The sequence below is a fragment of the Longivirga aurantiaca genome (assembly GCF_042660085.1).
Classification (GTDB): domain Bacteria; phylum Actinomycetota; class Actinomycetes; order S36-B12; family CAIYMF01; genus Longivirga; species Longivirga aurantiaca.
In genome coordinates, this window is record NZ_JBHSTI010000008.1 from 1,491,567 (window position 1) to 1,517,436 (window position 25,870).

General features: G+C 70.2%; 26 protein-coding genes and 1 pseudogene. 18 read left to right on the forward strand and 9 right to left on the reverse strand.

The window, feature by feature from the left end; translation table 11 throughout:
• Window positions 1-28 precede the first annotated feature (28 nt).
• A complete protein-coding gene (locus ACFQGU_RS10935; RefSeq protein ID WP_386766568.1) occupies window positions 29-997 on the forward strand; it encodes a DUF3068 domain-containing protein in 969 nt (322 codons plus the stop codon).
• 13 nt (window positions 998-1,010) lie between these two features.
• Here ACFQGU_RS10935 and ACFQGU_RS10940 read toward each other — a convergent pair whose 3' ends face one another.
• Window positions 1,011-1,316, reverse strand: a complete 306-nt coding sequence (locus ACFQGU_RS10940) for a hypothetical protein (RefSeq protein WP_386766570.1) — start codon at window positions 1,314-1,316, stop codon at window positions 1,011-1,013.
• A 171-nt stretch (window positions 1,317-1,487) separates the two neighbouring features.
• Complete coding sequence (locus ACFQGU_RS10945) at window positions 1,488-2,267, reverse strand: class I SAM-dependent methyltransferase (protein WP_386766572.1); 780 nt, start codon at window positions 2,265-2,267, stop codon at window positions 1,488-1,490.
• Window positions 2,268-2,485: 218 nt separating this feature from the next.
• Here ACFQGU_RS10945 and rpsA point away from each other — a divergent pair, with 218 nt between their 5' ends.
• The 6 genes from rpsA (at window position 2,486) to ACFQGU_RS10975 (ending at window position 9,405) form a co-directional block, all read left to right on the forward strand.
• Complete coding sequence (gene rpsA, locus ACFQGU_RS10950) at window positions 2,486-3,952, forward strand: 30S ribosomal protein S1 (protein ID WP_386766574.1); 1,467 nt, start codon at window positions 2,486-2,488, stop codon at window positions 3,950-3,952.
• A gap of 106 nt (window positions 3,953-4,058) precedes the next feature.
• Window positions 4,059-4,655 (forward strand): dephospho-CoA kinase, encoded by a 597-nt coding sequence (gene coaE, locus ACFQGU_RS10955; RefSeq protein ID WP_386766576.1) that lies wholly within the window; start codon window positions 4,059-4,061, stop codon window positions 4,653-4,655.
• A gap of 61 nt (window positions 4,656-4,716) precedes the next feature.
• A complete protein-coding gene (gene uvrB / locus ACFQGU_RS10960; protein WP_386766578.1) occupies window positions 4,717-6,828 on the forward strand; it encodes an excinuclease ABC subunit UvrB in 2,112 nt (703 codons plus the stop codon).
• Between the two features lie 167 nt (window positions 6,829-6,995).
• Window positions 6,996-7,979, forward strand: a complete 984-nt coding sequence (locus ACFQGU_RS10965; RefSeq protein ID WP_386766580.1) for a TerC family protein — start codon at window positions 6,996-6,998, stop codon at window positions 7,977-7,979.
• A gap of 91 nt (window positions 7,980-8,070) precedes the next feature.
• Window positions 8,071-9,072, forward strand: a complete 1,002-nt coding sequence (locus tag ACFQGU_RS10970; RefSeq protein WP_386766582.1) for a TerC/Alx family metal homeostasis membrane protein — start codon at window positions 8,071-8,073, stop codon at window positions 9,070-9,072.
• 165 nt (window positions 9,073-9,237) lie between these two features.
• Window positions 9,238-9,405 carry a hypothetical protein gene (locus ACFQGU_RS10975; protein WP_386766584.1) on the forward strand — a complete coding sequence of 56 codons (168 nt, stop codon included), beginning with the start codon at window positions 9,238-9,240 and terminating at the stop codon, window positions 9,403-9,405.
• Between the two features lie 60 nt (window positions 9,406-9,465).
• Here the strand turns inward: ACFQGU_RS10975 and ACFQGU_RS10980 are convergent.
• Window positions 9,466-9,666 (reverse strand): annotated as a pseudogene (locus tag ACFQGU_RS10980) (MBL fold metallo-hydrolase); the annotation flags it as partial.
• Here ACFQGU_RS10980 and ACFQGU_RS10985 point away from each other — a divergent pair.
• From ACFQGU_RS10985 to ACFQGU_RS10995, 3 genes are all read left to right on the forward strand, one after another.
• Entirely contained in the window at window positions 9,656-9,865 is a 210-nt protein-coding gene (locus ACFQGU_RS10985; RefSeq protein ID WP_386768317.1) for a hypothetical protein, read from the forward strand. The pseudogene ACFQGU_RS10980 and the gene ACFQGU_RS10985 sit on opposite strands and share 11 nt — an antisense overlap.
• Window positions 9,865-10,143 carry a hypothetical protein gene (locus ACFQGU_RS10990; RefSeq protein ID WP_386766586.1) on the forward strand — a complete coding sequence of 93 codons (279 nt, stop codon included), beginning with the start codon at window positions 9,865-9,867 and terminating at the stop codon, window positions 10,141-10,143. Before ACFQGU_RS10985 ends, ACFQGU_RS10990 begins: the two co-directional genes overlap by 1 nt.
• A gap of 215 nt (window positions 10,144-10,358) precedes the next feature.
• Window positions 10,359-10,538, forward strand: coding sequence for a hypothetical protein (locus ACFQGU_RS10995; protein ID WP_386766588.1), 180 nt, complete (start codon window positions 10,359-10,361; stop codon window positions 10,536-10,538).
• Window positions 10,539-10,719: 181 nt separating this feature from the next.
• Here ACFQGU_RS10995 and ACFQGU_RS11000 read toward each other — a convergent pair whose 3' ends face one another.
• Both ACFQGU_RS11000 and ACFQGU_RS11005 read right to left on the reverse strand, forming a co-directional pair.
• Complete coding sequence (locus ACFQGU_RS11000) at window positions 10,720-11,586, reverse strand: hypothetical protein (protein ID WP_386766590.1); 867 nt, start codon at window positions 11,584-11,586, stop codon at window positions 10,720-10,722.
• A 180-nt stretch (window positions 11,587-11,766) separates the two neighbouring features.
• On the reverse strand, window positions 11,767-11,961 hold the full coding sequence (locus tag ACFQGU_RS11005) for a hypothetical protein (RefSeq protein WP_386766592.1): 195 nt from the start codon (window positions 11,959-11,961) through the stop codon (window positions 11,767-11,769).
• Window positions 11,962-12,626: 665 nt separating this feature from the next.
• On the opposite strand from ACFQGU_RS11005, the gene ACFQGU_RS11010 reads away from it, so the two are divergent.
• Window positions 12,627-13,370, forward strand: a complete 744-nt coding sequence (locus ACFQGU_RS11010; RefSeq protein WP_386766594.1) for a hypothetical protein — start codon at window positions 12,627-12,629, stop codon at window positions 13,368-13,370.
• Window positions 13,371-14,198: 828 nt separating this feature from the next.
• On the opposite strand, the gene ACFQGU_RS11015 is transcribed toward ACFQGU_RS11010, so the two are convergent.
• Genes ACFQGU_RS11015 through ACFQGU_RS11025 form a run of 3 tightly spaced genes read right to left on the reverse strand, consistent with a single transcriptional unit; the run spans window position 14,199 to window position 15,931 of the window.
• Window positions 14,199-14,855 carry an MBL fold metallo-hydrolase gene (locus ACFQGU_RS11015; protein ID WP_386766596.1) on the reverse strand — a complete coding sequence of 219 codons (657 nt, stop codon included), beginning with the start codon at window positions 14,853-14,855 and terminating at the stop codon, window positions 14,199-14,201.
• 52 nt (window positions 14,856-14,907) lie between these two features.
• Window positions 14,908-15,231 (reverse strand): cupin domain-containing protein, encoded by a 324-nt coding sequence (locus ACFQGU_RS11020; RefSeq protein WP_386766598.1) that lies wholly within the window; start codon window positions 15,229-15,231, stop codon window positions 14,908-14,910.
• A 25-nt stretch (window positions 15,232-15,256) separates the two neighbouring features.
• Window positions 15,257-15,931, reverse strand: a complete 675-nt coding sequence (locus tag ACFQGU_RS11025; RefSeq protein ID WP_386766600.1) for a maleylpyruvate isomerase family mycothiol-dependent enzyme — start codon at window positions 15,929-15,931, stop codon at window positions 15,257-15,259.
• Between the two features lie 116 nt (window positions 15,932-16,047).
• Between ACFQGU_RS11025 and uvrA the strand changes: the two genes are divergently transcribed.
• Genes uvrA through uvrC form a run of 3 tightly spaced genes read left to right on the forward strand, consistent with a single transcriptional unit; the run spans window position 16,048 to window position 21,450 of the window.
• A complete protein-coding gene (uvrA, locus tag ACFQGU_RS11030; RefSeq protein WP_386766602.1) occupies window positions 16,048-18,984 on the forward strand; it encodes an excinuclease ABC subunit UvrA in 2,937 nt (978 codons plus the stop codon).
• A 43-nt stretch (window positions 18,985-19,027) separates the two neighbouring features.
• Window positions 19,028-19,471 (forward strand): Rieske (2Fe-2S) protein, encoded by a 444-nt coding sequence (locus ACFQGU_RS11035; RefSeq protein ID WP_386766604.1) that lies wholly within the window; start codon window positions 19,028-19,030, stop codon window positions 19,469-19,471.
• 26 nt (window positions 19,472-19,497) lie between these two features.
• The gene (uvrC, locus tag ACFQGU_RS11040) at window positions 19,498-21,450 is read left to right on the forward strand and encodes an excinuclease ABC subunit UvrC (RefSeq protein WP_386766606.1); all 1,953 of its coding nucleotides are present in this window, start codon (window positions 19,498-19,500) and stop codon (window positions 21,448-21,450) included.
• Between the two features lie 7 nt (window positions 21,451-21,457).
• On the opposite strand, the gene ACFQGU_RS11045 is transcribed toward uvrC, so the two are convergent.
• Entirely contained in the window at window positions 21,458-21,646 is a 189-nt protein-coding gene (locus ACFQGU_RS11045) for a hypothetical protein (RefSeq protein WP_386766608.1), read from the reverse strand.
• A gap of 121 nt (window positions 21,647-21,767) precedes the next feature.
• On the opposite strand from ACFQGU_RS11045, the gene rapZ reads away from it, so the two are divergent.
• The 4 genes from rapZ to gap all read left to right on the forward strand — a co-directional run bounded on the left by rapZ (window position 21,768) and on the right by gap (window position 25,864).
• On the forward strand, window positions 21,768-22,634 hold the full coding sequence (gene rapZ, locus ACFQGU_RS11050) for an RNase adapter RapZ (protein WP_386766610.1): 867 nt from the start codon (window positions 21,768-21,770) through the stop codon (window positions 22,632-22,634).
• Window positions 22,631-23,617: a gluconeogenesis factor YvcK family protein gene (locus tag ACFQGU_RS11055; RefSeq protein ID WP_386766612.1), complete on the forward strand. Its 987-nt coding sequence runs from the start codon at window positions 22,631-22,633 to the stop codon at window positions 23,615-23,617. Before rapZ ends, ACFQGU_RS11055 begins: the two co-directional genes overlap by 4 nt.
• A gap of 75 nt (window positions 23,618-23,692) precedes the next feature.
• Window positions 23,693-24,676 (forward strand): DNA-binding protein WhiA, encoded by a 984-nt coding sequence (gene whiA, locus ACFQGU_RS11060; RefSeq protein WP_386766614.1) that lies wholly within the window; start codon window positions 23,693-23,695, stop codon window positions 24,674-24,676.
• Window positions 24,677-24,859: 183 nt separating this feature from the next.
• Window positions 24,860-25,864: a type I glyceraldehyde-3-phosphate dehydrogenase gene (gap, locus tag ACFQGU_RS11065; protein WP_386766616.1), complete on the forward strand. Its 1,005-nt coding sequence runs from the start codon at window positions 24,860-24,862 to the stop codon at window positions 25,862-25,864.
• The last annotated feature ends 6 nt before the right edge of the window (window positions 25,865-25,870 follow it).

The window sequence follows — 25,870 nt, forward strand, 5'->3', positions numbered from 1 at the left end:
CCGCGCATCAGTCGTCGAAGGAGTCGGTATGAAGCGTGGCCTGGGCATCGCCCTCGTGGGTCTGGGGGCGTTCCTCCTGGTCCTGGCTGGAGCGCTCAAGTTCTACGCAGTCCCTGCCCTGTCCAAGGCGCCGCTCGTCCCGGGTGAGTCCACCGGGGGCATCTCGACGTCGCTGGCGGTCGGGACGGCCGAGACCCTCTTCGACCCGAGCGCCCTCGTCGCCGGCGAGAACCCGATCCGCACCAACGTGCCGCTCACGTCGACGCGCACGACCCGTGGCGATGTCACGGAGTCGCAGACCGACGCCGCCAAGGCGGACGACCTCGCGATCTACGACTCGTTCTCGAACCTCACGGACGACACCGGCACGACCATCTCGGCCGGCACGATCCGTGTCGCCTTCGACCGCGTGACGTCCGAGCTGTCGAACTGCTGCAACGCCAACATCGACGGCGAAACGGTCGAGTGGTCGGGCATCAACCCGCTGAAGTTCCCGTTCAACGTCGAGCAGAAGACCTACGACTACTTCGACACCACGCTGGTGAAGGCGGTCCCGATCGAGTTCACGGGCACCGAGGACCTCGACGGCCTCGAGGTCTACGTCTTCAAGCAGAGCATCCCGGCGACGCAGATCGGCGAGCAGGAGGTGCCGGGCTCGCTCGTCGGCTCCACCGAGGCCAGCGTCAAGGCTCCGCGCATGTACGAGAACGTGCGCACCCTGCAGGTCGACCCGGTGACCGGCTCGATCATCGCCGGCGTCGAGCAGCAGAAGCAGTGGCTCGCGGGCGCCGACGGCACCGAGAAGCTCACGATCATCAAGGCGACAGTCGGAACCGAGGACGCCACCAAACAGGCCGCGATCGACGACGCCAAGACCAACGGCGCGCTGCTCAAGACCCTCGGCAGCACCGTGCCGCTCGTCGGCTTCGTCCTCGGCCTGATCCTGCTCGTCGTCGGATTCGTCCTCGTGGCCCGCAAGGACCCGTCCACCTCCTGACCTGGAGCCGGGCTCAGCCTCGGCTGAGGTCGGCGTCCCGGAAGAGCGGCACCGTGGCCGAGGCGTCGCGCATCAGGCGGTCCATGCTCGTCGGCGTCCGGTTCACGACGACGACGTCGAGGTCGCAGGCGCCCCGGGCCACCACGGTCTGCGCGTAGGTCGGTGTCGTGCCGGTCGAGGGGGAGCAGACCGGCGTCCTGCTGCTCCAGGGCCCGTACGGGGTGTCGGACGGCAGGACGACGATGCGCAGGCGCCCCGCGCGGCCGGGTGCGACCGCATCGACACCCGTGCCCACGTTGACGAGGGCGGTGCTGCGCACGATCGTGGTGCCGTCGGCGCTCCGGCGTCCCCGCCGGGCCTGTCGCCGTCCAGCGCGCGGAGCATCCGGTTCCACGCCGCGGCGTCCGCAGGCTCGGATCCGCAGCAGTCCCGGTGCTGGCCGACCGGTGCCGGCAGCCGATCGGACGAACCCCGGCCGGTGCCTCTCGCATCACACCGTCGTGCACACCCAGATCGCCGTGCCGGGGAGGATCGCACCGCGGGTGGGCGACCAGCCGCCCCAGACCTGGTCGTTCCGCTCCGGCCACTCCGGCTCGACGAGGTCCAGCACCCGGAGGCCCGCGGAGGTGAGGGCGCGGACGGTGTCGCCCACCGTCCGGTGGTGCTCCACGTACGTCGCGGTGCCGTCCGGATCGCGCTCGACGTACGGAGTGCGGTCGAAGTACGGGCGGTCCGCCACGAGGCCTGCCGGGCCGGGAGCGTCCGGGAAGGCCCAGCGCACCGGGTGCGTGACCGAGAAGACCCACCGGCCCCCCGGGCGCAGCACGCGGGCCACTTCCGCGAACACCGCCCCGACGTCGGCGACGAACGGGATCGCGCCGTACGCCGAGCACACGACGTCGAAGACGGCGGGGCCGAACGGCAGCTCGCCGGCGTCGGCCTGGACCAGCGGCACCGCGGGGGAGAAGGTGCGGGAGTGGGCCAGCATCGCGTGGCTCAGGTCGAGCGCGACGACGCGCGCGCCCTGGCCGGCGAGCCAGCGAGCGCCCTGCGCGCCCCCGGCGCCGACCTCGAGGACACGGCGTCCGGAGACCGGACCCAGCAGGCCCAGCTCGGCCTCGGTCCAGCCCTCCGGCCCCCACACGAGGTCCGAACCGGCCCGCGCGTCGCCGAGGAAGGCACCGTGCTCGGCGGCGTACCCCGTCGCCTCGGCGTCCCACCAGGCCCGGGAGGCCCGGACCGAGTCGCGTCGTCCCAGGTCAGAGCGCATGGGCGAGCCGGGAGGGCGGTTTGACCCGTGATCTGCCACGTCCGTATCCTGGCCTGTGCGTCGCGGGCCTGCGCGCGCCTCATACCGAGCAGGCACCCGCATGTCGTCCGGAGTGAACCCACGCCGTCGCCCTCACGGGCTTCTGCTCGGCCGCGCCTGATGGCGAAGGCCCGCCGTCGCATCCGTCTCGACACCCATCCACCGGAGCTCCTTACTCCATGACTGCCACCATCGACACCCCCGCGACGTTCCAGATCGCGGTCAACGACATCGGCGATGCCGAGGCTTTCGCCGCCGCTGTCGACGAGACCATCAAGTACTTCAACGACGGCGACATCGTCGAGGGCACCATCGTCAAGGTCGACCGTGACGAGGTCCTCCTCGACATCGGCTACAAGACCGAGGGCGTCATCCCCTCCCGTGAGCTGTCGATCAAGCACGACGTCGACCCCAACGAGGTCGTCAAGCTCGGCGACGTCGTCGAGGCCCTGGTCCTCCAGAAGGAGGACAAGGAAGGCCGTCTCATCCTGTCCAAGAAGCGCGCTCAGTACGAGCGTGCCTGGGGCACCATCGAGAAGGTCAAGGAAGAGGACGGCGTCGTCACCGGCACCGTCATCGAGGTCGTCAAGGGTGGACTCATCCTCGACATCGGCCTCCGCGGCTTCCTCCCCGCCTCGCTCGTCGAGATGCGTCGTGTCCGCGACCTCCAGCCGTACGTCGGCAAGGAGCTCGAGGCCAAGATCATCGAGCTCGACAAGAACCGCAACAACGTGGTCCTGTCGCGCCGAGCCTGGCTCGAGCAGACCCAGTCCGAGGTCCGCCAGAACTTCCTCACGCAGCTGCAGAAGGGCCAGATCCGCTCCGGCGTCGTCTCGTCCATCGTCAACTTCGGCGCGTTCGTCGACCTCGGCGGCGTGGACGGTCTCGTCCACGTGTCCGAGCTGTCGTGGAAGCACATCGACCACCCGTCCGAGGTCGTCGAGGTCGGCACCGAGGTCACCGTCGAGGTGCTCGACGTCGACATGGACCGCGAGCGAGTCTCCCTGTCGCTGAAGGCGACGCAGGAGGACCCGTGGCAGCAGTTCGCCCGCACGCACCAGATCGGCCAGGTCGTCCCCGGCAAGGTCACCAAGCTGGTGCCGTTCGGCGCGTTCGTGCGTGTCGAGGAGGGCATCGAGGGCCTGGTCCACATCTCCGAGCTGGCCGAGCGCCACGTGGAGCTGCCGGAGCAGGTCGTCACCGTGGGCAGCGACATCTTCGTCAAGGTCATCGACATCGACCTCGAGCGTCGTCGCATCTCGCTGTCGCTCAAGCAGGCCTCCGAGGGGATCTCGGGCGCCGAGGACGAGCACTTCGACCCGGCTCTCTACGGCATGGCCGCCACGTACGACGAGGCCGGCCAGTACGTCTACCCCGACGGCTTCGACCCGGAGACGGGCGAGTGGCTCCCGGGCCACGAGACCGCCCAGGCCGAGTGGGAGCGCCAGTACGCCGAGGCGCACTCCCGCTGGGAGGCGCACAAGAAGCAGGTCGAGGAGCAGCGCAAGGCTGACGCCGAGGCCGGGGTCGCCACCGACGCCGAGTCCGGCACGCAGTCCTACACCTCGCCCGCCCCCGAGGCCGCCGGCACGCTGGCGACCGACGAGGCGCTGCAGGCCCTGCGCGACAAGCTCACCGGCGCCTGAGCCTCGGCTCCAGCACCGTGAGCTGATCGGCAGATCAGCACGACACGAAGCCCCCCGGACCGCGCGGTCCGGGGGGCCTCGTTCGTCCGGCGCTAGATTCACCGGCATGAAGATCGGTCTCACCGGCGGAATAGGCGCCGGAAAATCTGCGGTGTCCTCCCGCTTCGCCCAGCACGGGGCGGTCATCGTCGACGCCGACACGATCGCCCGCGAGGTCGTCGAGCCGGGAACGCCCGGGCTCGCGGCCATCACCGCGGAGTTCGGCCGCGGCATCCTCGCCGACGACGGCACCCTCGACCGTGCCGCCCTGGCGAAGATCGTCTTCTCCGACTCCGCGCGCCGCACGGCGCTCGAGGAGATCGTGCACCCCCTGGTGGCCCTCCGGTCGGGGCAGCTGATCGCTGCAGCACCGCCGAAAGCCGTCGTCGTCTACGACGTCCCGCTGCTCGCCGAGCTCGTCGGCAAGGGCCAGCGCACCACGGACGAGTACGACGTCGTCGTCGTGGTCGAGGCCCCGGAGGAGGTCCGGATCGCCCGCCTCGTCGCCCGCGGCCTGCCCGAGTGGGACGCCGAGGCCCGGATCGCGTCCCAGTCGACCGACGAGGAGCGCCGCGCTCTCGCCGACCACGTGCTCGTCAACGACGGCACGCTCCAGGACCTCGACGCCAAGGTCGACGCCCTCTGGGCCCAGCTCACCGCCTGATCCGCTACGCCCGCCGTGAACCGGTGGGGCGGTTGTCGGACCCTGGTCGTAGCGTGGCCGTATGGCCCGCCCTGTCACCGACCTGCAGCGCACCGTCGCGCCCTTCGAGGTCATCTCCGACTACATCCCGTCCGGCGACCAGCCCGCAGCCATCGCGGAGATCGCGGCACGGATCGAGTCCGGGGCCCAGGACGTCGTGCTCCTCGGCGCCACCGGCACCGGCAAGTCGGCGACCACCGCGTGGCTGATCGAGAAGCTCCAGCGCCCCACCCTGGTGATGGCGCCCAACAAGACCCTGGCCGCGCAGCTCGCCAACGAGTTCCGCGAGCTGCTGCCCAACAACGCCGTCGAGTACTTCGTCAGCTACTACGACTACTACCAGCCCGAGGCGTACATCCCGCAGTCGGACACCTACATCGAGAAGGACTCCTCGATCAACGAGGAGGTCGAGCGGCTCCGGCACTCGGCCACCAACTCGCTGCTGACCCGGCGCGACGTCATCGTCGTCGCCTCGGTCTCGTGCATCTACGGCCTCGGCACCCCGCAGGAGTACGTCGACCGCATGGCCCGCCTCACGGTGGGCCAGGAGTGGAACCGCGACGACCTGCTGCGCCGGCTCGTGTCGATCCAGTACACCCGCAACGACCTCGCGTTCACCCGCGGCACGTTCCGGGTGCGCGGCGACACGATCGAGATCTTCCCGGTCTACGAGGAGCACCCCGTCCGGATCGAGATGTTCGGCGACGAGGTCGAGCGCCTCATGACGCTGCACCCGGTCACGGGCGAGATCCTCACCGAGGACTCCGAGCTCTACATCTTCCCGGCCACGCACTACGTCGCCGGCCCGGAGCGCATGGAGCGCGCCATCGGCGGTATCGAGGCCGAGCTCGAGGCCCGCCTCGCCGAGCTCGAGAAGCAGGGCAACCTGCTCGAGGCCCAGCGCCTGCGCATGCGCACCACGTACGACCTGGAGATGATGCGGCAGGTCGGCTTCTGCTCCGGCATCGAGAACTACAGCCGCCACATCGACGGCCGCGAGGCGGGCACCGCACCGCACTGCCTCCTCGACTACTTCCCCGAGGACTTCCTGCTCGTCATCGACGAGTCCCACGTCACCGTGCCGCAGATCGGCTCGATGTACGAGGGCGACATGAGCCGCAAGCGCACGCTCGTCGAGCACGGGTTCCGCCTCCCGAGCGCGATGGACAACCGTCCGCTCAAGTGGGAGGAGTTCCTCGAGCGCGTCGGGCAGACGGTCTACCTGTCGGCGACGCCGGGCAAGTACGAGCTCTCGCGCGTCCACGACGACGTCGTCGAGCAGGTCATCCGCCCGACCGGCCTCGTCGACCCCGAGGTGGTCGTGAAGCCCACCAAGGGCCAGATCGACGACCTCATGGGCGAGATCCGCCTGCGCACCGACAAGGACGAGCGCGTCCTCGTCACCACGCTCACCAAGAAGATGGCCGAGGACCTCACCGACTACCTGCTCGAGCAGGGGATCCGGGTGCGCTACCTGCACTCGGAGGTCGACACGCTGCGGCGCATCGAGCTCCTGCGCGAGCTCCGGCTCGGTCTGTACGACGTCCTGGTCGGCATCAACCTCCTGCGCGAGGGCCTCGACCTCCCCGAGGTGTCCCTGGTGGCGATCCTCGACGCCGACAAGGAGGGGTTCCTGCGCTCGGGCACCTCGTTGATCCAGACGATCGGCCGCGCGGCCCGCAACGTGAGCGGCCAGGTCCATATGTACGCCGACACCATCACCCCGTCGATGGCCAAGGCCATCGACGAGACCAACCGGCGCCGCGCCAAGCAGGTGGCCTACAACGAGGCCCACGGCGTCGACCCGACGCCGCTGCGCAAGAAGATCCAGGACATCAGCGACCTCATCACCCGCGAGGACGCCGACACCGAGGAGCTGCTCGGCGGCTCGGGGCGCACCCAGTCCCGCGGCAAGGCGCCCGTGCCCGGCATGGGCTCGGCGCGCGGGGGAGCGGCCGGCCTCGACGTCAGCGGGATGCCCGCGCGCGAGCTGGCCGAGCTCATCGGCGAGCTGACCGACCAGATGCACGCGGCGGCGGCCGAGCTGCAGTTCGAGGTGGCGGCCCGGCTGCGCGACGAGGTGTCGGACCTGAAGAAGGAGCTCCGGCAGATGCAGGCGGCCGGTCACGCCTGATCGGCACGTGTCCTCTGATCGGCACTTGTCCTCTGATCGGCACTTGTCCTCTGATCGGCACTTGTCCTCTGATCGGCACGGGGTCCGCTGATGGGCATGGGGTCCCCGCGCCCTTCCCGTGGAAGGATGGGCCACCCGCGCACCGTTGACCGAAGGACTCCCACCGCGTGAACATCCCCGGCTGGATCTGGGCCGCCACGATCGCGCTGTACACGGTGCTGTTCGTCATCGATCTGCTGATCGTGGGCCGTCGCCCGCACATCCCCAGCACGGCCGAGTGCGTCCGTTGGCTGAGCCTCTACGTCGGCATCGCGATCGCGTTCGGCCTGGCCATGTGGTGGTGGGCGGGTCGCGACTACGCCGTGCAGTTCTTCGCGGGCTGGGTGACCGAGTACAGCCTGTCGGTCGACAACCTCTTCGTGTTCCTGCTGATCATGGCGCGCTTCTTCGTGCCGCGTGAGCTGCAGCAGTCCGTGCTCATGTACGGCATCTTCATCGCGCTGATCCTGCGGGCGATCTTCATCGCGCTGGGTGCCGCGGTGATTGCTCAGTACAGCTGGGTCTTCTACTTCTTCGGCGCCTTCCTCGTGTTCACCGCGGTCAGGCTCGCCACCGAGGGGGAGACCGACGACGACGAGTACCGCGAGAACGCCCTTGTGCGCTGGGTCTCGCGGCTCGTCTCGACCACCCCCGACTTCCACGGCACGAAGCTGCACACCATCGTCGACGGCAAGAAGCTGTGGACCCCGATGCTGCTGGTGCTGCTCTCGCTGGGCACCACCGACCTCGTCTTCGCGCTGGACTCGATCCCCGCGATCTTCGGCCTCACGCAGGAGGCGTACATCGTGTTCGCCGCCAACGTGTTCGCGCTGCTCGGCCTCCGCCAGCTGTACTTCCTGCTCGGCGACCTGCTGAACCGGCTCATCTACCTGTCGATCGGGCTCGCGATCGTGCTCGGGTTCATCGGCGTCAAGCTCGTGCTCGAGGCCATGCACACCAACTCGGTGCCGTTCCTGAACGGCGGCGAGCCCTTCCCGGTGCCCGTGCCCTCCACAGGGCTCTCCCTCGCCGTCATCGTCACCGTCCTCACGGTCACGACCGTCGCGAGCCTCGTCGTCTCGCGGCGTGAGGGTGCGCGAGAGCCTCTGTAGGCCTCGTCAGGGAGGTCCCCCTGGCCCTGCTGGCGCGGGCAGGCGCCCCTCAGGATGTGTGCTTCGCCCCCTCGCTCGGTAGGTTCTCCGGATGGACGTCACCCTCGCACTCTGGGCCGCCACGATCGCCGGCATCCTCGTGCTGATCGCGCTCGACTTCGTCACCGTCAGCCGCAAGCCGCACGAGGTGGAGTTCCGCGAGGCTGCGCTCTGGTCCGTCTTCTACATCGGCATCGCCATCGCGTTCGGCGCGTGGATCTGGTTCTCCTTCGGCACGACGCCGGGCACGGAGTACTTCGCGGCGTACCTCGTGGAGAAGTCGCTCTCGGTCGACAACCTCTTCGTCTTCGTCATCATCCTGACGCAGTTCGCGGTGCCGTCGATCTACCACCAGCGGGTCCTGCTCGTCGGTGTCGTCCTCGCTCTGGTGTTCCGCGCGATCTTCATCGCCATCGGTGCTGCGGCGCTGGCGGCGTTCGCCTTCACGTTCGTCATCTTCGGCGCCATCCTCATCTGGACGGGCATCGGCCTGTTCCGGCACAGGGACGCCGACCCGAACCCCAAGGACAACGCGGTGGTGCGCAGCGTCCGTCGTTTCGTCCCCGTCACCGACGAGTACGACGGCACGAAGCTGTTCACACACATCGACGGCAAGCGCATGGCCACGCCGCTGTTCCTCGTGATGATCGCCATCGGCTCGACCGACCTGCTGTTCGCCCTCGACTCGATCCCGGCGACCTTCGGCGTCACCCAGGAGCCGTACCTCGTCTTCGCTGCGAACGCGTTCGCGCTGCTGGGCCTGCGCGCCCTCTACTTCCTGCTCAAGGGCCTGCTCGACAAGCTCGTCTACCTCTCCGTCGGTCTGGCGCTCATCCTGGTCTTCATCGGCGTCAAGCTGGTGCTGCTGTGGGCGCACGAGACCTGGCCGGCGGTGCCCAAGATCGAGACGTCGACCTCGCTCATCGTCATCGCGGCCGTCCTCACGATCACCGCGCTCGCGAGCTGGTGGGCGGTGCGTCGCGACCCCGACCGCATCGCGCACGCCGGCACCGTGACCGATCCGCACCGCGACGACGACGAGCCGAAGGCCTGACCTCGTCACCACGACCTCGTCACCGCGACCTCGGCGGGGGACCAGGCTCTGCACCGCGACAAGCGCGCCAGCAGGGCCGTCCGAGCGTTCGGCGCTGTGCCCGCGCGCAGGCCGGCCGAGGCCTACCGTGCGCGCACCGGCCCGCACTCGTCGCCTGGAGTCGCCATGGCCCGCATCGTCACCCTCGTGGCAGCCCTCGCTGGCGCGGTCGCGCTGCCCGTCGGGATCATGCAGGCCCGGTCGGACGCGACGTCCGAGGGCGCTGCCGGAGCGACGCTGCTGATCGGTGCGGGTGTCGTGGTGCACGCTCACCGGCCGTGGCACGGCAGGTGAGGGAAGGCCATCGAGTCGAGTACGCCGTGCAACCCGGTTCGCCGAGGAGTCTGCGGCCGCTCACCAGCCGCGGTCGCGCCACTCGGCGAGGTGGGGCCGCTCGGCGCCGAGGGTCGTGTCCTTGCCGTGGCCCGGGTAGACCCAGGTCTCGTCCGGCAGGACGTCGAAGAGCTTGCCGACCACGTCTGCGTACAGGCTGTCGAACCGCGACGCGTCGCCCCAGGTGTTGCCCGAGCCCCCGGGGAAAAGCATGGGCCAGGTTCGCGCGCACCCTCTCCTGGCCGAGCTGCGCGCCAGCCGCACCCTGGTCGCACGCCTGCTGTCGCAGATCGGCTTGCCGGGTGAAGGTGACGAGGTCGCGCTGACGCCGCTTCAGCGACGCTCCAAGCGCGGCAACGATGGCCGCTGGGCAGCGCATCGGGAGTCAGTCGCGCGACGTCGTGCGGCAGGACTCGAGTGATGGCGCGCCGACGCCGGCAGACCGAGCCCGCCGTGGTTCACCCGCTGACGATGTCCGGCTACGTCGCCGCCCGGGTGACGGCCACCGGCGCGCCTGTCGTGGCGTACGGCTTCCAGTTCGGGCGCACGGGCCCGGAGGGCATGGTCGAGTTCGCGCTCGAGCCCGACGGCACCCTGACGGCCGTGGAGCGGTTCCGGATGAGCCCGTCGGAGGTTCGGCACCGTCGCCCCGATGGCACCGTCGTCCGGAGCGAAGGGGTGGACGATGGCACGACGTAGGACGCCACCGGAGCCCGAGCCGGACCAGGGTGCACCGATGCCGCCCGAGCTCCAGTTCCGCCCGCCGATGCCGCTGACGATCTCCGAGTTCCGCGACTTGAAGCGACGCCGTACCGAGTGGCTCGAGGCGCACGACCTGCTCGACGACCGCGGGCTGCCGGACTGGCAACGCCTGCCGAATCCGGGCGGTCCTCCGCGATCGGTACGTTCCGCTCATGGACCCCCGCCCCGTGACCGTCACCGACTCGGCGGGCGACTGGCAGGGGTGGCTTCTCGCATGGCGCCGCGATGGTGACCACTGGCGCGGCCTCGTCCGATACCGGAAGCCGCACGAGACCGGATACGTCCTGACCTACGAGCACGCGGTCGACGGCGGCTCTCTGCGGCCTCGCTAGGCGAGGCCTATCGGCACTTCGCCGGCCTTCGCCCCGCAGTGGTCGCAGGCGCCGCTCAGCTCGACCAGCGGTGAACTGCATCGTGGCCAGAGCCGCCGCGACAAGCGGCGTGCCTTTCCGTTCGTGGAGATGCAGCCGCGACGGGGTCCTGATGAACCCCGTCGCGTGCTAATGCAGGCAGTTACTGGGTCGGTTGGAGACTTCCGAACGCCGGGCAGACCCCGAGGCCGGGGGTTGTGAGGTGCATGCCGTATCCGACATGGCCGATGATGTTCGGCACGGTTCCGTAGTGGCCGGCTACGAAGTTGACCTGTCCAGATCCCTCGCCGCTGCTGTCGCTGGTAGCGGCCACAACTGTGTACGACGAGGCACCGCCCTTGAATCCGTCGCCCTCGAAGCTGAACGCAGTTGCGCCCTTGACGCCGCCACCGGCGATATTGAATTGGTCGGCGCGACTCAGAGTGATGGTGATCGACGTGGTCGGGGCCGTGTAGGAGCACGACACGGTCAACGTGTAGCCGTTCACGGTCGTGGTGGCCGAGCCCGTCTGGCCAAATCCTCCCAACGGATTCACGAAGAAGGATGGCGAATTCGGTCCTGCGGGGCCGGGTGCGCCGTCCTGACCGTCCTGACCGGCCGGGCCGGTCGGACCGGCGGGTCCAGTGGCGCCCCGCGCGGCCAGAAGCCCCCAGGCCGTTGCGCTCGACGCCGGGGGCTTGTTGAGCGAGGACGTCTTGGCGACGTAGGAGGAGCCGCCCACCGTCACCACGTCCTGCGTCGCGTAAGTCACCGTCGAGGACCATGCGTTGCGATACCTGTAGCCCTTGGCCCAGTGGATCGTCTGCTCACTGGTGGTGCACGTCTTGCCCCGCTGGGCGTCGATGACGCGCGTGGCACCTGTGGTCTTGTTGACGCATGCCGTATAGGTGCTCGTCGTGCTCGACGGGATGTTGGCAACTGCTACGCCCCCACCGAAGACGAGCATGCTCACGGCGACGCCCGCCACGAATCCGGTAAGACCCCGCCGTCTTGCAAGAAGCTGCTTCATGGAACACCTGGCTCCCGATCGTTGTCCCGGACACTCGACGAGCACCGTGGGCGTGCGCGCGACACTAGTTCTGGCCGGTAACCACTGTCCTGGGAACGGACGCACCTGGCCGGCCCGACCCGGACGTGCGACGACCCCGACACCTACGGGGGCGAGGTAGCGGGGTCGTCGGTGGATCAGCTACCGGTGGTCCTCCGGGTTGAGCAGGGCGTCAACCATCGTCACCCCGCACAGCGCCTCGACTGTCCAGTCATCGTGCACCGCATGCGCCGTCCCAATGCCGATGACGACGGCAGCGGGCACCACTCGACGGCCCGCCTTCATGCCGTCGGGGGTCTTGCTCTTCGTCTCAGCGAACCCGGTGATCAGCGTCATGCGGTCAGCATTGCAGCCGGTTCCGACGGCGGTACGGTCGCAGCGTGGACCCCGTCGCCTGCACAGTCACCACGGACACGGGCGAGCGTCCCGGTTGGGTACTGGCGTGGCAGCGCACGGAGGGCACCTGGCGCGCCCTGTGCCGCTACTCGCGGCCCGTCGACGGGTACAGCCTCACCTTCGAGCATTGGCTGCCGGCGAGCGCCCTGCGTGCCCGCTAGCGGTTGCATCGCCCGCGCCGGCCGCGCTTCCCTAGTCGGGTGGACTGCGAGTGGTTGACCGTTGACGAGGTCGCAGGGCCGGCTCGGCTACGATCGCGCGACCGTCTACCCCCTGGTGCTCGCCAGGCCCCTTCCCGTCTCGCTGCCCCGTTGGACGAGCGGGCGGCGCTGGAAGGCAAGACCAGCATCGCCTTGACGCCGTGCGAGGCCCGGCGCCACACCGAAACCCGTAGCGCAAGGGCGGCGGGACCAAACCGAATGGTGACGGGACTTGGCTCGCCAGGACTGGCTCGAGCCTCCTCACTAGCCTGAAGAGGAGACACGTGGGGGTGGATCGCGATGACCTTTGCATCCAGGACGTGGTCCCTGTTTGTGCTGGCGTTGCTGGTCGCATCTTGCGGTTCGGCTTCCACAGACTCCGTGCCATGGGAAGGACTGGGCCCCGTGGTCCCGCTCTCGGGCGTCGCCCGGGTCGACGCAAGCATGGGGCCGCTCGAGGTCGAGGTGGTTGCGATCCGATGCAACTCCCGCTACTGCTTCGTGCGGCAGAACGTGCGGAACCTGGGCAAGCAGCGTGAGCGCTTCTTGTGGCCGGAGACCCTGATCGATGCGAAGGGCGTTCCCCACCGCAGTTGTTGCGGTGACGTGGGGCTCGCCGGCGCGAGCATTCCGCCGGGCCATTCCCAGCCCATGTTCGTCGAGTGGTCACTACCAGCCGAGCTCACCCTCGTCGCGATGGAAATTGGGGCACCGCGAATAGAGCTGCCACGACCGCTCGACCTGACCCAACAGGAGTCCGATCTCACGCCCGACACCGACTACGGCGATGAGGTGCCCATTGGCGTTTCGGTCTCCGCCGACACCGAGTACGGCGCCTTCCAGGTGACGGTGGACTCCATCGCCTGCCGCGTCCGCGAATGCCGGATCACTCAGCATGCGACCGGGCTCGACCAGGACGCCAACTGGAGGGACTACCCCGCCTACCTGCAGCAGGCGCTGGACGCGGCAGGAGGACGACACGCCGCGCTTGTGCCCTGGCCCGGGGACGATCCTCGCTACGGACCAATGGTCCACTCCGCCTGGGAGGCTAAGGAGTTCTACGCCACGTTCGACATCCCCGCCGGCACCCGGCTGACGCAACTGATCATGCCGGGTGCCGCCAAGCCTGTGCGGCTGCCCCTTAGCTGATGGATTAACTCGGGCCGGGCCTGGCGATGTGACTACTCGAGTCGCCCGCGCCTGACGTGCAATGGTCCTCCCGGGTCTGCCACGGTTGCCGCATGAGTGACAGTGACCAGTTCGCGAAAGCGTGGGAGCGCGACGAGACCCCGAAGCTGAGCCGGGTGCCGCCGGTTCACCGACCATCGGGCTACCTCCGGTCAACTTCGGATCATCAGGTCAGGCTGACGACATCGTGGAACTCACTAGGAATGCCCTAAACGAGACGCGACTACAGAACACTTCCCAGCCCAAACACAAGTTCTCGCACTTGATTCTGGTCGCCAGCACGTCGGGTGACCATGAGCGACCGGTTCGGGTGCGGGTTGCCTACGTCAACCAGTACGAAGACGAAGACACCACGGCTGCTACTTCGCGTCGCACGGTCACCTGCGCCACAGCTACACAGATGTCGCCACCATCGATGTGGTCTCACCAGCGTTCTGGTTGGCGCTTCCCCAATACGCGCAAGTTCATCAAGTGGTCGATTGGAACGTTACGCACTGGTGGAGGATGCGCATGGCCGTCGCTGCGGAACTTGGCGAAGGCCTCTCGCCATCGAGCCCGGCCCAGGCCGACGCTCTCGGCCTGCCTGGGACCGAACTGGCAGAAGAGGTCCTCAACGTGCAGTTCGTCTGCCTAGATCCGGATCTGTGCACTGCGGGTTCTGCACATCGACTGTTTCGCCCCCGCCCCCGATCATTGGCCACCTAGACGAGCGCCGTGAGCACCGGTACGCGCGGCCATGCCTTTCGGTGTGGAGCAGTTCGGGGCGCATAGATCGAGGCCCGGGCACTGCTACCAGCCGCGGTCGCGCCACTCGGCGAGGTGGGGCCGCTCGGCGCCGAGGGTCGTGTCCTTGCCGTGGCCCGGGTAGACCCAGGTCTCGTCCGGCAGGACGTCGAAGAGCTTGCTGACCACGTCTGCGTACAGGCTGTCGAACCGCGACGCGTCGCCCCAGGTGTTGCCCACGCCCCCGGGGAAGAGCGAGTCGCCGGTGAAGACGTGCGGCGCACCGGTGGGGTCGTCGTACACGAGCGCCACGGAGCCGGGGGTGTGCCCCTTCAGGTGCACCACCCGCAGCCGTGCGTCGCCCACCGCGACGAGGTCGCCCTCGGCCAGCATGCGCGTGACGGGCACCTCGATGTCGGGGGCGTCGTCGGCGTGGGCGAGGTGCTCCGCCCCGGTGGCGGCGAGCACGTCGGCGAGCGCCTGCCAGTGGTCCCTATGCCCGTGCGTGGTGACCACGGCGTCGAGGCCGTCCTCGCCGACGAGGTCGAGCAGCGCGGAGGCGTCGGCGGCCGCGTCGAGCAGCACCTGGCGCCCGGTGGCCGTGCAGCGCAGGAGGTACGCGTTGTTGTCGTACGGCCCGACGGCCAGCTTGCTGATGACGAGGTCACGCAGCTCGCGCACGGCTGCGGGCCCACCCACGGTGACGTTCCCGGTGTAGCTCACCCGCCGAACGTACCGAGCGGCCGAGGCCACGTCACGCCGGACGGGACGCGCGTCACTCGCCCGCGGCGACGATCCAGACCTTGCGCAGCGTCTCGGTGATCTCCCACGACGTGATGTCGCCCGCGTGGAGCACGCCGACGACGCCGGGAGCGAGGTCGATGCGACCGCCGTTCTGGCAGGTGACCACCCCGCGGCCGGACAGCACCACGAACATCTCGTCGCCGAAGTCGCCGGTCGAGGTGCCGACCTCGTGCACCCAGACGCCTGACTCGAGCCCGGCCCCCGCGAAGCCCTCGCCGATACCGGTGGGTGCACTGCCGTCCGCAGGCACGGCCAGGGAGACGTCGACGGCAGGGGCGAGGAAGCTGCTGATCATGCGCCAACGCTAGGGGGTGCGTGGTTCACCACGCGGGCGGCTCACCGGGGTCCGAGCCGTCGATGCCGCGGACCGACTCATAGGCGCCTCGGCCGAGGCGCCACGCCACGACCTCGGCGAGGTCGCCCGTCACCGCCGGCGCCGAGCCGCGGCCGTCGAGGAAGTCGACCATCCGCTCCACGAACGGCTGCGGCCAGTCCGAGGGCTCCAGGCCGGCGTCGAGGTCGAGATGGTGGATCTCGACCTCGCGGAGGCGTGCCCACCCCAGGGTCCAGGCCGGCACATCGGGGACAGCGCCCGGCGGGGGCGCACCGAACAGCAGCAGCCGCCAGAGCGCCGCGTCGTCGGCGTCGACCAGGCGGGACATGGCTGCAGCGAGCGCGTCGGCGCTCTCGAGCAGGAGGGTGCGCAGGGCGGCGGAAGGCAGGGCCGCGGCCTCCTCGATCCCGGCGGCGCGCGCCTCGGGCGACGGGTACATGGGGGAGGGTCGACCGGTCAGCGCCCAGGCCACGAGGTTGACCATCCCCTCGGCGTTGCGCGCCACATGGGCCACGACGTGGGCGCGCGACCAGCCCGGGAGCAGGGAGGGCCCGGAGAGGTCCGGATCGGTGAGCCCGTCGACACGCTGCGTGAGCCGGGAGGTGGCCTCGGTTACCTGGACGAGGTCGGCTGCCAGTGTCTCGTGCGGTGAGGAGGTCACCTGGACGACGCTAGCCGCCTCCCGGCGCCTGCGTGGGAATGTGGCCGTCGGAGGTCCTCGTTAGCCTGACCCCGGACGCCTGCGTCCGACCGCACCCCCGATGGACAGGATCTCTGGTGGCTGATCGTCTCGTCGTCCGCGGCGCCCGCGAGCACAACCTCAAGGACGTCTCGCTCGACCTCCCGCGCGACGCGATGATCGTGTTCACCGGCCTCTCCGGCTCGGGCAAGTCCTCGCTCGCCTTCGACACCATCTTCGCCGAGGGCCAGCGCCGGTACGTCGAGAGCCTGTCGGCGTACGCCCGGCAGTTCCTCGGCCAGATGGACAAGCCCGACGTCGACTTCATCGAGGGCCTGTCGCCCGCGGTCTCGATCGACCAGAAGTCGACCAACCGCAACCCGCGCTCCACCGTCGGAACGATCACCGAGGTCTACGACTACCTCCGCCTGCTCTACGCGCGCGCCGGCCGCCCGCACTGCCCCGTCTGCGGCCGCCCGATCGCCCGCCAGACCCCGCAGCAGATCGTCGACCGCGTCCTCGAGCTCGAGCAGGGCTCGCGGTTCCAGGTGCTCGCGCCCGTGATCCGCGAGCGCAAGGGCGAGTACGCCGAGCTGTTCCGTCAGCTCCAGACGCAGGGCTTCTCCCGTGCCCGCGTCGACGGCGTCGTGCACTCGCTCGCGGAGCCGCCCACCCTGAAGAAGCAGGAGAAGCACACGATCGAGGTGGTCGTCGACCGCCTGGCGGTGAAGGCCGACGCCAAGCGCCGGCTCACCGATTCGGTCGAGACCGCGCTGAAGCTGTCGTCCGGGCTCGTCACCCTCGACTTCGTCGACCTCGCCGAGGACGACCCCCACCGCGAGCGGATGTTCTCCGAGCACCTGGCCTGCCTCTACGACGACCTCTCCTTCGAGGAGCTCGAGCCGCGCTCGTTCTCGTTCAACTCGCCGTTCGGCGCCTGCCCCGAGTGCACCGGCATCGGCACGCGGATGGAGGTCGATCCCGAGCTCGTCATCCAGGACCCCACGATGACGCTGCGCGAGGGTGCGATCGGCCCCTGGTCGAGCGGCCACATCAGCGACTACTTCGAGCGGCTGCTCGAGGCCCTGGGCGACGAGCTCGGCTTCACCCTCGACAGCACGTTCGAGGAGCTCTCGGCCAAGGCGAAGAAGGCGGTCCTCACCGGGCACTCCACCCAGGTGCACGTGCGCTACAAGAACCGCTACGGCCGCGAGCGCAGCTATCACACCGCCTTCGAGGGCGTCATCCCCTACGTGCAGCGGCGGCACGCCGAGGCCGACTCCGACGCGAGCCGCGAGCGCTTCGAGGGCTACATGCGCGAGGTGCCGTGCCCGGCGTGCAACGGCGCGCGCCTCAAGCCGATCAGCCTCGCCGTCACGCTGGGGGAGAAGTCGATCGCCGAGGTCGCCGCCATGGCGATCGGCGACTGCGCCGACTTCCTGCGCGAGCTCGAGCTCTCGCCGCGCGAGAAGCAGATCGCCGAGCGGGTGCTGAAGGAGGTCAACGAGCGGCTGCGCTTCCTGGTCGACGTCGGCCTGGACTACCTCAGCCTCGACCGTGCCGCCGCCACCCTCGCCGGCGGCGAGGCGCAGCGCATCCGGCTCGCGACGCAGATCGGTGCCGGGCTCGTCGGCGTCCTCTACGTGCTCGACGAGCCGAGCATCGGCCTGCACCAGCGCGACAACCACCGGCTCATCGAGACCCTCGTGCGCCTGCGCGATCTCGGCAACACCCTCATCGTCGTCGAGCACGACGAGGACACCATCAAGCAAGCCGACTGGGTCGTCGACATCGGCCCGGGTGCGGGGGAGCACGGCGGCCAGGTGGTCGTGTCCGGCACCGTGCAGGACCTGCTGGACAGCCCCGACTCCATCACCGGGGCCTACCTGTCGGGCCGTCGTTCGATCGAGGTGCCGGCGATCCGCCGTCCCGTCGACCCGGAGCGCCAGCTCACCGTCGAGGGCGCCCGCGAGCACAACCTGAAGGACGTCGACGTCTCGTTCCCGCTCGGCTGCTTCGTGGCGGTCACCGGTGTCAGCGGGTCGGGCAAGTCGACCCTTGTCAACGACATCCTGTACACGACCCTCGCGCGCGAGCTCAACGGCGCCCGCGCCGTGGCCGGCCGGCACCGCCGCGTGCGCGGGCTCGAGCACCTCGACAAGGTCGTGCACGTCGACCAGAGCCCGATCGGCCGCACTCCGCGGTCGAACCCCGCCACCTACACCGGCGTGTTCGACCACGTCCGCAAGCTCTTCGCCGAGACGCCCGAGGCGAAGATGCGCGGCTACCTCCAGGGGCGGTTCTCGTTCAACGTCAAGGGCGGCCGCTGCGAGGCGTGCTCCGGCGACGGCACGATCAAGATCGAGATGAACTTCCTGCCCGACGTCTATGTCCCGTGCGAGGTCTGCCACGGCGCGCGCTACAACCGCGAGACGCTCGAGGTGCACTTCAAGGGCAAGACCATCGCCGAGGTCCTCGACATGCCCATCGAGGAGGGGCTCGAGTTCTTCGAGGCCGTCCCGCCGATCGCCCGGCACCTGCGCACCCTCGTCGAGGTCGGTCTCGGCTACGTGCGCCTCGGACAGCCGGCGACCACGCTCTCGGGCGGCGAGGCCCAGCGGGTGAAGCTCGCGTCCGAGCTCCAGAAGCGCTCCACCGGGCGCACGGTCTACGTCCTGGACGAGCCGACCACCGGGCTGCACTTCGAGGACATCCGCAAGCTGCTCGCCGTCCTGCACTCGCTCGTCGACAAGGGCAACAGCGTCCTCGTCATCGAGCACAACCTCGACGTCGTGAAGACGGCCGACTGGATCGTCGACATGGGCCCGGAGGGCGGATCCCGGGGCGGCACGGTCGTCGCCACCGGGACCCCGGAGGACATCGCCTCCGCGCCGGGGAGCCACACCGGCGTGTTCCTGGCCCCGCTCCTGCACAGGAAGTCGGTTGAAGGGGAAACTAAAGCGGCCCGCCGTTCGTCGCCCCGGAAGACGGGAACGACCCGTCGGGGCGGCCGGGGTGGTGACAGCGCGGCGTGACGAGCACGCCGTCGGCACCACGCCCCACACACGAGGAGATCCGATGACCGACCAGATCGCTCCCACCCGCCGCCAGGTCCTGCTGACCTCCGGCACCGTCGTCGCCGCCGCTGCGGTCACCGCCGCGTGCGGCAGCAGCGACAGCGGGTCCGGATCCGGGTCCGGGTCCGGGTCCGGATCCGGGTCCTCCGCGCCGCCGGCCGGCGCGACCGTCAAGACCGCCGACGTGCCCGTCGGCGGCGGCGCGATCGTCAAGGACGCCAAGGTGGTGGTGACCCAGCCGCAGGAGGGCACCTTCAAGGCGTTCAGCGCCGTCTGCACCCACCAGGGCTGTGTCGTGTCGTCCGTGGCCGACGGATCGATCACCTGCGCCTGCCACGGCAGCGTCTTCTCGGCTGCGGACGGCTCCGTCACCCAGGGCCCCGCGAAGAGCCCCCTCGCCGAGCTCACCGCTACCGTCTCGGGCGACACGATCACCGTCGCATGACCCCTGTCCTGGAGGGCTGACCCCGCGTGGCCGACCCCGCGACCTACCGGCCGGCGCCGGGCGAGATCCCAGACTCGCCCGGCGTCTACCGGTTCCGCGACCAGCACGGTCGCGTCGTCTACGTCGGCAAGGCCAAGAGCCTGCGCAGCCGGCTCGGCTCGTACTTCCAGGACCTCTCCGCACTGCACGTGCGCACGCAGGCCATGGTCACCACCGCGGCCTCGGTCGACTGGGTCACCGTCGACACCGAGGTCGAGGCCCTGCAGCTCGAGTACTCCTGGATCAAGGAGTACGACCCCCGCTTCAACGTCCGCTACCGCGACGACAAGAGCTACCCCTACCTCGCCGTCACGCTCGACGAGGAGTACCCGCGCATCACGGTCATGCGCGGGGCCAAGCGCAAGGGCGTGCGCTACTTCGGCCCCTACGCGCACGCCTGGGCGATCCGGGAATCGGTCGACCTCCTGCTCCGGGTGTTCCCGGCGCGCACCTGCAGCGCGGGCGTCTTCAAGCGGCACGGTCAGATCGGCCGGCCGTGCCTGCTCGGCTACATCGGGAAGTGCTCGGCGCCCTGCGTCGGCCGGGTGGACGCCGCCGAGCACCGCCGCATCGTCGAGGACTTCTGCTCGTTCCTCTCCGGCCAGACCACGGCGTACACCAAGCGGGTCGAGCGCGAGATGAAGGCGGCCGCAGCCGAGCTCGACTACGAGCGCGCTGCGCGCCTGCGCGACGACCTCCGCGCCCTCGAACGTGCGCTGGAGAAGAACGCCGTCGTCCTCGGCGACGGCACCGACGCCGACGTCATCGGCCTCGTCGACGACGAGCTCGAGGCCGCCGTGCAGGTGTTCCACGTGAGGGGCGGCCGCATCCGCGGTCAGCGCGGCTTCGTCGTCGAGAAGGTCGAGGACGTCACCCCTGCCGACCTCATCGAGCACCTGCTCCAGCAGCTGTACGGCGACCAGAACCCCGACGCGGTGCCGCGCGAGGTGCTCGTGCCCGAGCTGCCCCCGGACCTCGAGGCCACGACTGCCTGGCTGTCCGAGCTGCGGGGGAGCCATGTCGACCTGCGGGTGCCCCAGCGCGGAGACAAGAGGGACCTTCTGGAGACGGTCACCCGCAACGCCGGCCAGTCGCTCGCCCTGCACAAGACCCGCCGCGGCGGCGACCTCACCTCGCGCAGCCTGGCGCTCGAGGAGCTGCAGGAGGCGCTCGGGCTGCCGGAGGCGCCGTTGCGGATCGAGTGCATCGACGTCAGCCACCTGCAGGGCACCGACGTCGTCGCCTCGCTCGTGGTCTTCGAGGACGGCCTCGCCCGCAAGTCCGAGTACCGCCGGTTCGCCATCCGGGGTGCCGCGGGCGACGGGATCAGCGACGACACCCGGTCGATCGCCGAGGTCGTCACGCGCCGGTTCAAGCGCCTCGCCGAGGAGCAGGCGATGGTCGGCGACGACGGCCTGCCCGGCATCGACCCCACGACCGGACGGCCGCGCAGGTTCGCATACCCGCCCAACCTCCTGGTGGTCGACGGCGGCCAGCCGCAGGTGGAGTCCGCGCAGGCCGCGCTCTCGGAGATCGGGGTCACCGACGTCGCGGTCGTCGGCCTCGCGAAACGGCTCGAGGAGGTCTGGGTGCCGGGCGACCCCGACCCCGTGATCCTCCCGCGAACCAGCGAGGGCCTCTACCTCCTGCAGCGGGTGCGCGACGAGGCGCACCGATTCGCGATCACCTACCAGCGGCAGAAGCGCGGCAAGCGCATGGTCGAGTCGATCCTCGACGACGTCCCCGGGCTGGGCGAGGCGCGCAAGAAGGCGCTGCTCCGCCAGTTCACCTCGCTCAAGCGGCTGCGGGCGGCCACGGCCGACGAGCTCGCCACCGTGCCCGGCATCGGCCCGACCCTCGCCGCCGCTGTCGTCGAGGCGCTCGCGGCCGACGCCCCGGCCCCGGCCTTCAACACTGCGACCGGTGAGATCCTCGACTGAGCTCGGCTCAGCCCGTCGGCCAGTAGGACGCGCTGCCGAGCCCCTCGCCGGGGTCCGGCTCCGCACCGTCGTCGGCCCGGCGCAGGTCGTCGTGCGTGGGCTCGCTCGGCGTGGCGGGACGCATGACGAGCCACAGGACCGGGAGACCCACGAACAGGACCAGCAGCAGAAGGAGCAGGAGGAGGCCCAGCGTCATGTGCTGAGCATGACGGCCGATTCGGCGCCCGTCCCGGCAACATCGGGGCGTTCGACCGCCGTTCACCTCGAGCACGGCGCTGCTTCGTCGTTCTGCTCGTCGGCTGTGACACGCTACGTCCGTGGTGGATCCGGCGTTCGAGCTCGTCCTCGTGACCGGCATGTCCGGGGCCGGTCGGTCGACGGCCGCCCGGGCCCTCGAGGACCTCGGCTGGTTCGTGATCGACAACCTCCCGCCCGAGCTCCTCCCGGCCGCGGTCGACCATGTCTCGGCGTCCCCCGACGTCCAGCGGCTCGCTGTGGTGGTGGACGTGCGGGGCGGGCGCATGTTCGACGACCTGTCCCGTGCCCTCGACGACGTCCTGGGGTCGGGCATCGACCTGCGCGTGCTGTTCCTCGAGGCCGGCGACAACGAGCTCGTCCGGAGGTTCGAGAGCAGCCGGCGTCCGCACCCGCTGCAGGGCTCCGCTGGGATCCTCGACAGCCTCGTCCGGGAGCGGGCCACCCTCGGCGACCTGCGCGCCCGTGCCGACCTCGTCATCGACACGAGCTCGCTCAACGTGCACGACCTGCGCCGCAAGGTCGACGCGGCGTTCGGCGAGGACGACCGCGTGCAGCTGCGCGCCACAGTGATGTCGTTCGGCTTCAAGTACGGCCTGCCGTTGGACGCCGACATCGTCAACGACGTGCGGTTCCTGCCCAACCCGTTCTGGGTTCCCGAGCTGCGCGAGCTGTCGGGCCTCGACGCCGAGGTCAGCGACTACGTGACCGAGCTTCCCGAGGCGCGCGAGTTCCTCGACCGGATGGCCGGGATGCTCGATCTCGTCTCGGACGGCTACCTGCGCGAGGGCAAGCGCTACGTCACCGTCGCCATCGGCTGCACCGGGGGCAAGCACCGCAGCGTGGCCATGGCGGAGAACCTCGCCGCGCGCCTGGTGAAGGTCGGTGTGGAGGTCCTCGTCGTCCATCGCGACCTGGGCAGGGAGTGAGCACGCCCCTCACCGGGCCGACGGGTCGGCGCGGTCCCAACTCGTCCGGTCCGCGCGTGGTGGCGCTCGGCGGAGGGCACGGCCTCGCCGCCAGCCTCCGGGCGCTGCGACGGGTCACCGACGACGTGACCGCCGTGGTCGCCGTGTCGGACGACGGAGGATCGAGCGGTCGGCTGCGCGACGAGTTCGACGTCGTGCCGCCGGGCGACCTGCGGATGGCGCTCGCCGCTCTCTGCGGCGACGACACGTGGGGCCGCACCTGGAGCCGCGTGGTGCAGCACCGCTTCGCCGGCGACGGCCAGCTCGCCGGTCACTCGCTCGGCAACCTCCTGATCACCGCGCTCTGGGAGGAGACCGGCGACATCGTCACCGGTCTCGACTGGGTCGGGGCGCTGCTCGGGGCCCACGGACGCGTCCTGCCCGTGGCGACCGTGCCGCTCGAGGTGGTCGCCGACGTCGCCGGCCTGCACCCCGAGGACCCGTCCGTGCTCGAGCGCGTGGTGGGGCAGGTCTCGGTCGCGACCACCCGCGGCGAGGTCGTGCGGCTCCGGCTGGAGCCCAGGGACGCCCCCGCCTGCCCGGAGGCGGTCGAGGCCATCGGGCTCGCAGACGCCGTGCTGCTGGGCCCTGGGTCGTGGTTCACGAGCGTCCTCGCGCCCCTGCAGGTGCGCGGCATCGGGCAGGCGGTGAGCGAGGCGCCCGGCCGGGTGGTCGTCATCCTCAACCTCGAGGCGCAGGCGGGGGAGACCGACGGCTTCAGCCCGCAGCGCCATCTCGAGGTGCTGTCGCGTCAGATGCCCTCGCTCCGCGTCGACACCGTCCTCGCCGACCCCGAGCACGTGGCCGACGTCGAGGCCCTCGCCACGGCCGCCCGGGCGCTCGGCGCACGGCTGGCGCTCGCCCCGGTGGCGGCACGTGACGGGTCGGCCCGGCACGATGTCGACCTGCTCGCCTCCGCTCTCGGCGGCGTCCTGCGGCCCTGACGCGGCCGTTTCTCCGACGTTTCCGCATCGGGGGCGACGAGCGAGGTCGTTGACGCGGGTGGCAGGATGCCCGCCATGGCGATGACGGCAGCGGTGAAGGACGAGCTCGCGCGTCTGAAGGTGACCAAGCCCTGCTGCCGCAAGGCCGAGGTCTCGTCGATCCTGCGGTTCGCGTCGGGCCTGCACATCGTCGGCGGCAGGATCGTCATCGAGGCAGATCTCGACACCGCCATCGCGGCCCGTCGGCTGCGCAAGGACATCAGCGAGGTCTTCGGCCACACGAGCGAGATGGCCGTGATCCACCCCGGCGGCCTGCGCAAGGGCAACCGCTACCTCGTGCGCGTGCACGCGGACGGCGAGCAGCTCGCCCGCCAGACCGGGCTCGTCGACGCCAGCGGCCGACCTGCCCGAGGACTGCCCACCTCGATCGTCAACGGGTCGCTCTGCGACTCCGAGGCGGCCTGGCGCGGCGCCTTCCTGGCGCACGGCTCGCTCACCGAGCCCGGACGGTCCTCGGCCCTCGAGGTCACGTGCCCCGGCCCGGAGGCGGCGCTCGCCCTGTCCGGAGCCGCCCGGCGTCTCGGCATCTCGGCGAAGCCGCGCGAGGTGCGCGGGGTCGACCGCGTGGTGATCCGCGACGGCGACGCCATCGCCGCCCTGCTGACCCGGCTCGGTGCGCACGAGTCGGTGCTGGCCTGGGAGGAGCGGCGCATGCGGCGCGAGGTCCGCGCCACCGCCAACCGCCTCGCCAACTTCGACGACGCCAACCTGCGCCGGTCGGCCCGGGCCGCGGTCGCCGCCGGCGCCCGGGTGCAGCGCGCGCTGGAGATCCTGGCCGAGGAGGTGCCCGACCACCTGGCCGACGCCGGCAAGCTCCGGATGGAGCACCAGCAGGCCTCGCTCGAGGAGCTCGGCGCCCTGGCCGACCCGCCGATGACCAAGGACGCCATCGCGGGCCGCATCCGCCGCCTCCTGGCGCTCGCCGACAAGCGCGCCCAGGAGCTCGGCATCCCGGACACCGAGGCGGGCATCCCTGCCGACCTGGTGGACGCCGACTAGGTCCCCGGGTTAGGTCCGCCTTGCGTGACGGGCGCCCTACCCGCGGGTAGTGGGAGCGCCCGCAACCGCTTGCGGGATTCGGATAGGGTCGCTTTAGCCACGTGGGCACGAACCCCGTAGCCCGACGTGCGAACCAGAGCCGGCAACGATGCCGGCGTCGTCCTCGGACCTAGGGACTCTCCAGTGACCGTTCGTGTGGGCATCAACGGCTTCGGCCGCATCGGCCGCAACTTCTACCGCGCGCTCGCCGCGCAGGGCGCCGACGTCGAGATCGTGGCGGTGAACGACCTCACCAGCAACGCCACCCTCGCGCACCTCCTCAAGTACGACTCGATCCTCGGCCGCCTCGGCCAGGACGTGAAGGCGACCGACGACGCGATCTACGTCGGCGACAAGAAGATCGTCGCGCTCGCCGAGCGCGACCCGTCCGCCCTCCCGTGGGGCGACCTCGGCGTCGACATCGTCGTGGAGTCGACCGGCTTCTTCACCGACGCCACCAAGGCCGCGGGCCACATCGCCGGCGGCGCCAAGAAGGTCATCATCTCCGCGCCCGCCAAGGGCGAGGACGCCACGATCGTCATGGGCGTCAACCAGGGCATCTACGACCCGGCGTCGCACAACATCATCAGCAACGCGTCGTGCACGACGAACTGCCTCGCCCCGATGGCCAAGGTCATCAACGACGAGTTCGGCATCGTCAACGGCCTCATGACCACGATCCACGCGTACACCAACGACCAGGTGATCCTGGACTACCCGCACAGCGACCTGCGTCGTGCGCGTGCCGCCGCGATCAACATGATCCCGACCAGCACCGGCGCGGCGAAGGCCATCGGCCTCGCGCTGCCCGAGCTCAAGGGCAAGCTCGACGGCTACGCCATGCGCGTCCCGGTCCCGACCGGCTCGGCCACCGACCTCACCGTGACGCTGTCGCGCGAGGTGTCGGCCGCGGAGATCAACGCGGCGATCAAGGCCGCCGCCGAGGGCTACCTCGCCGGCGTCCTCGAGTACACCGAGGACCCGATCGTCTCCACCGACATCGTCACCAACCCGGCCTCGTGCATCTTCGACGCCGGCATCACCAAGACCCTGGGCAACACCGCCAAGGTCCTGGGCTGGTACGACAACGAGTGGGGCTACTCGAACCGCCTCGTCGACCTCGTCCAGTACGTCGGCAAGTCCCTCTGACCAGCG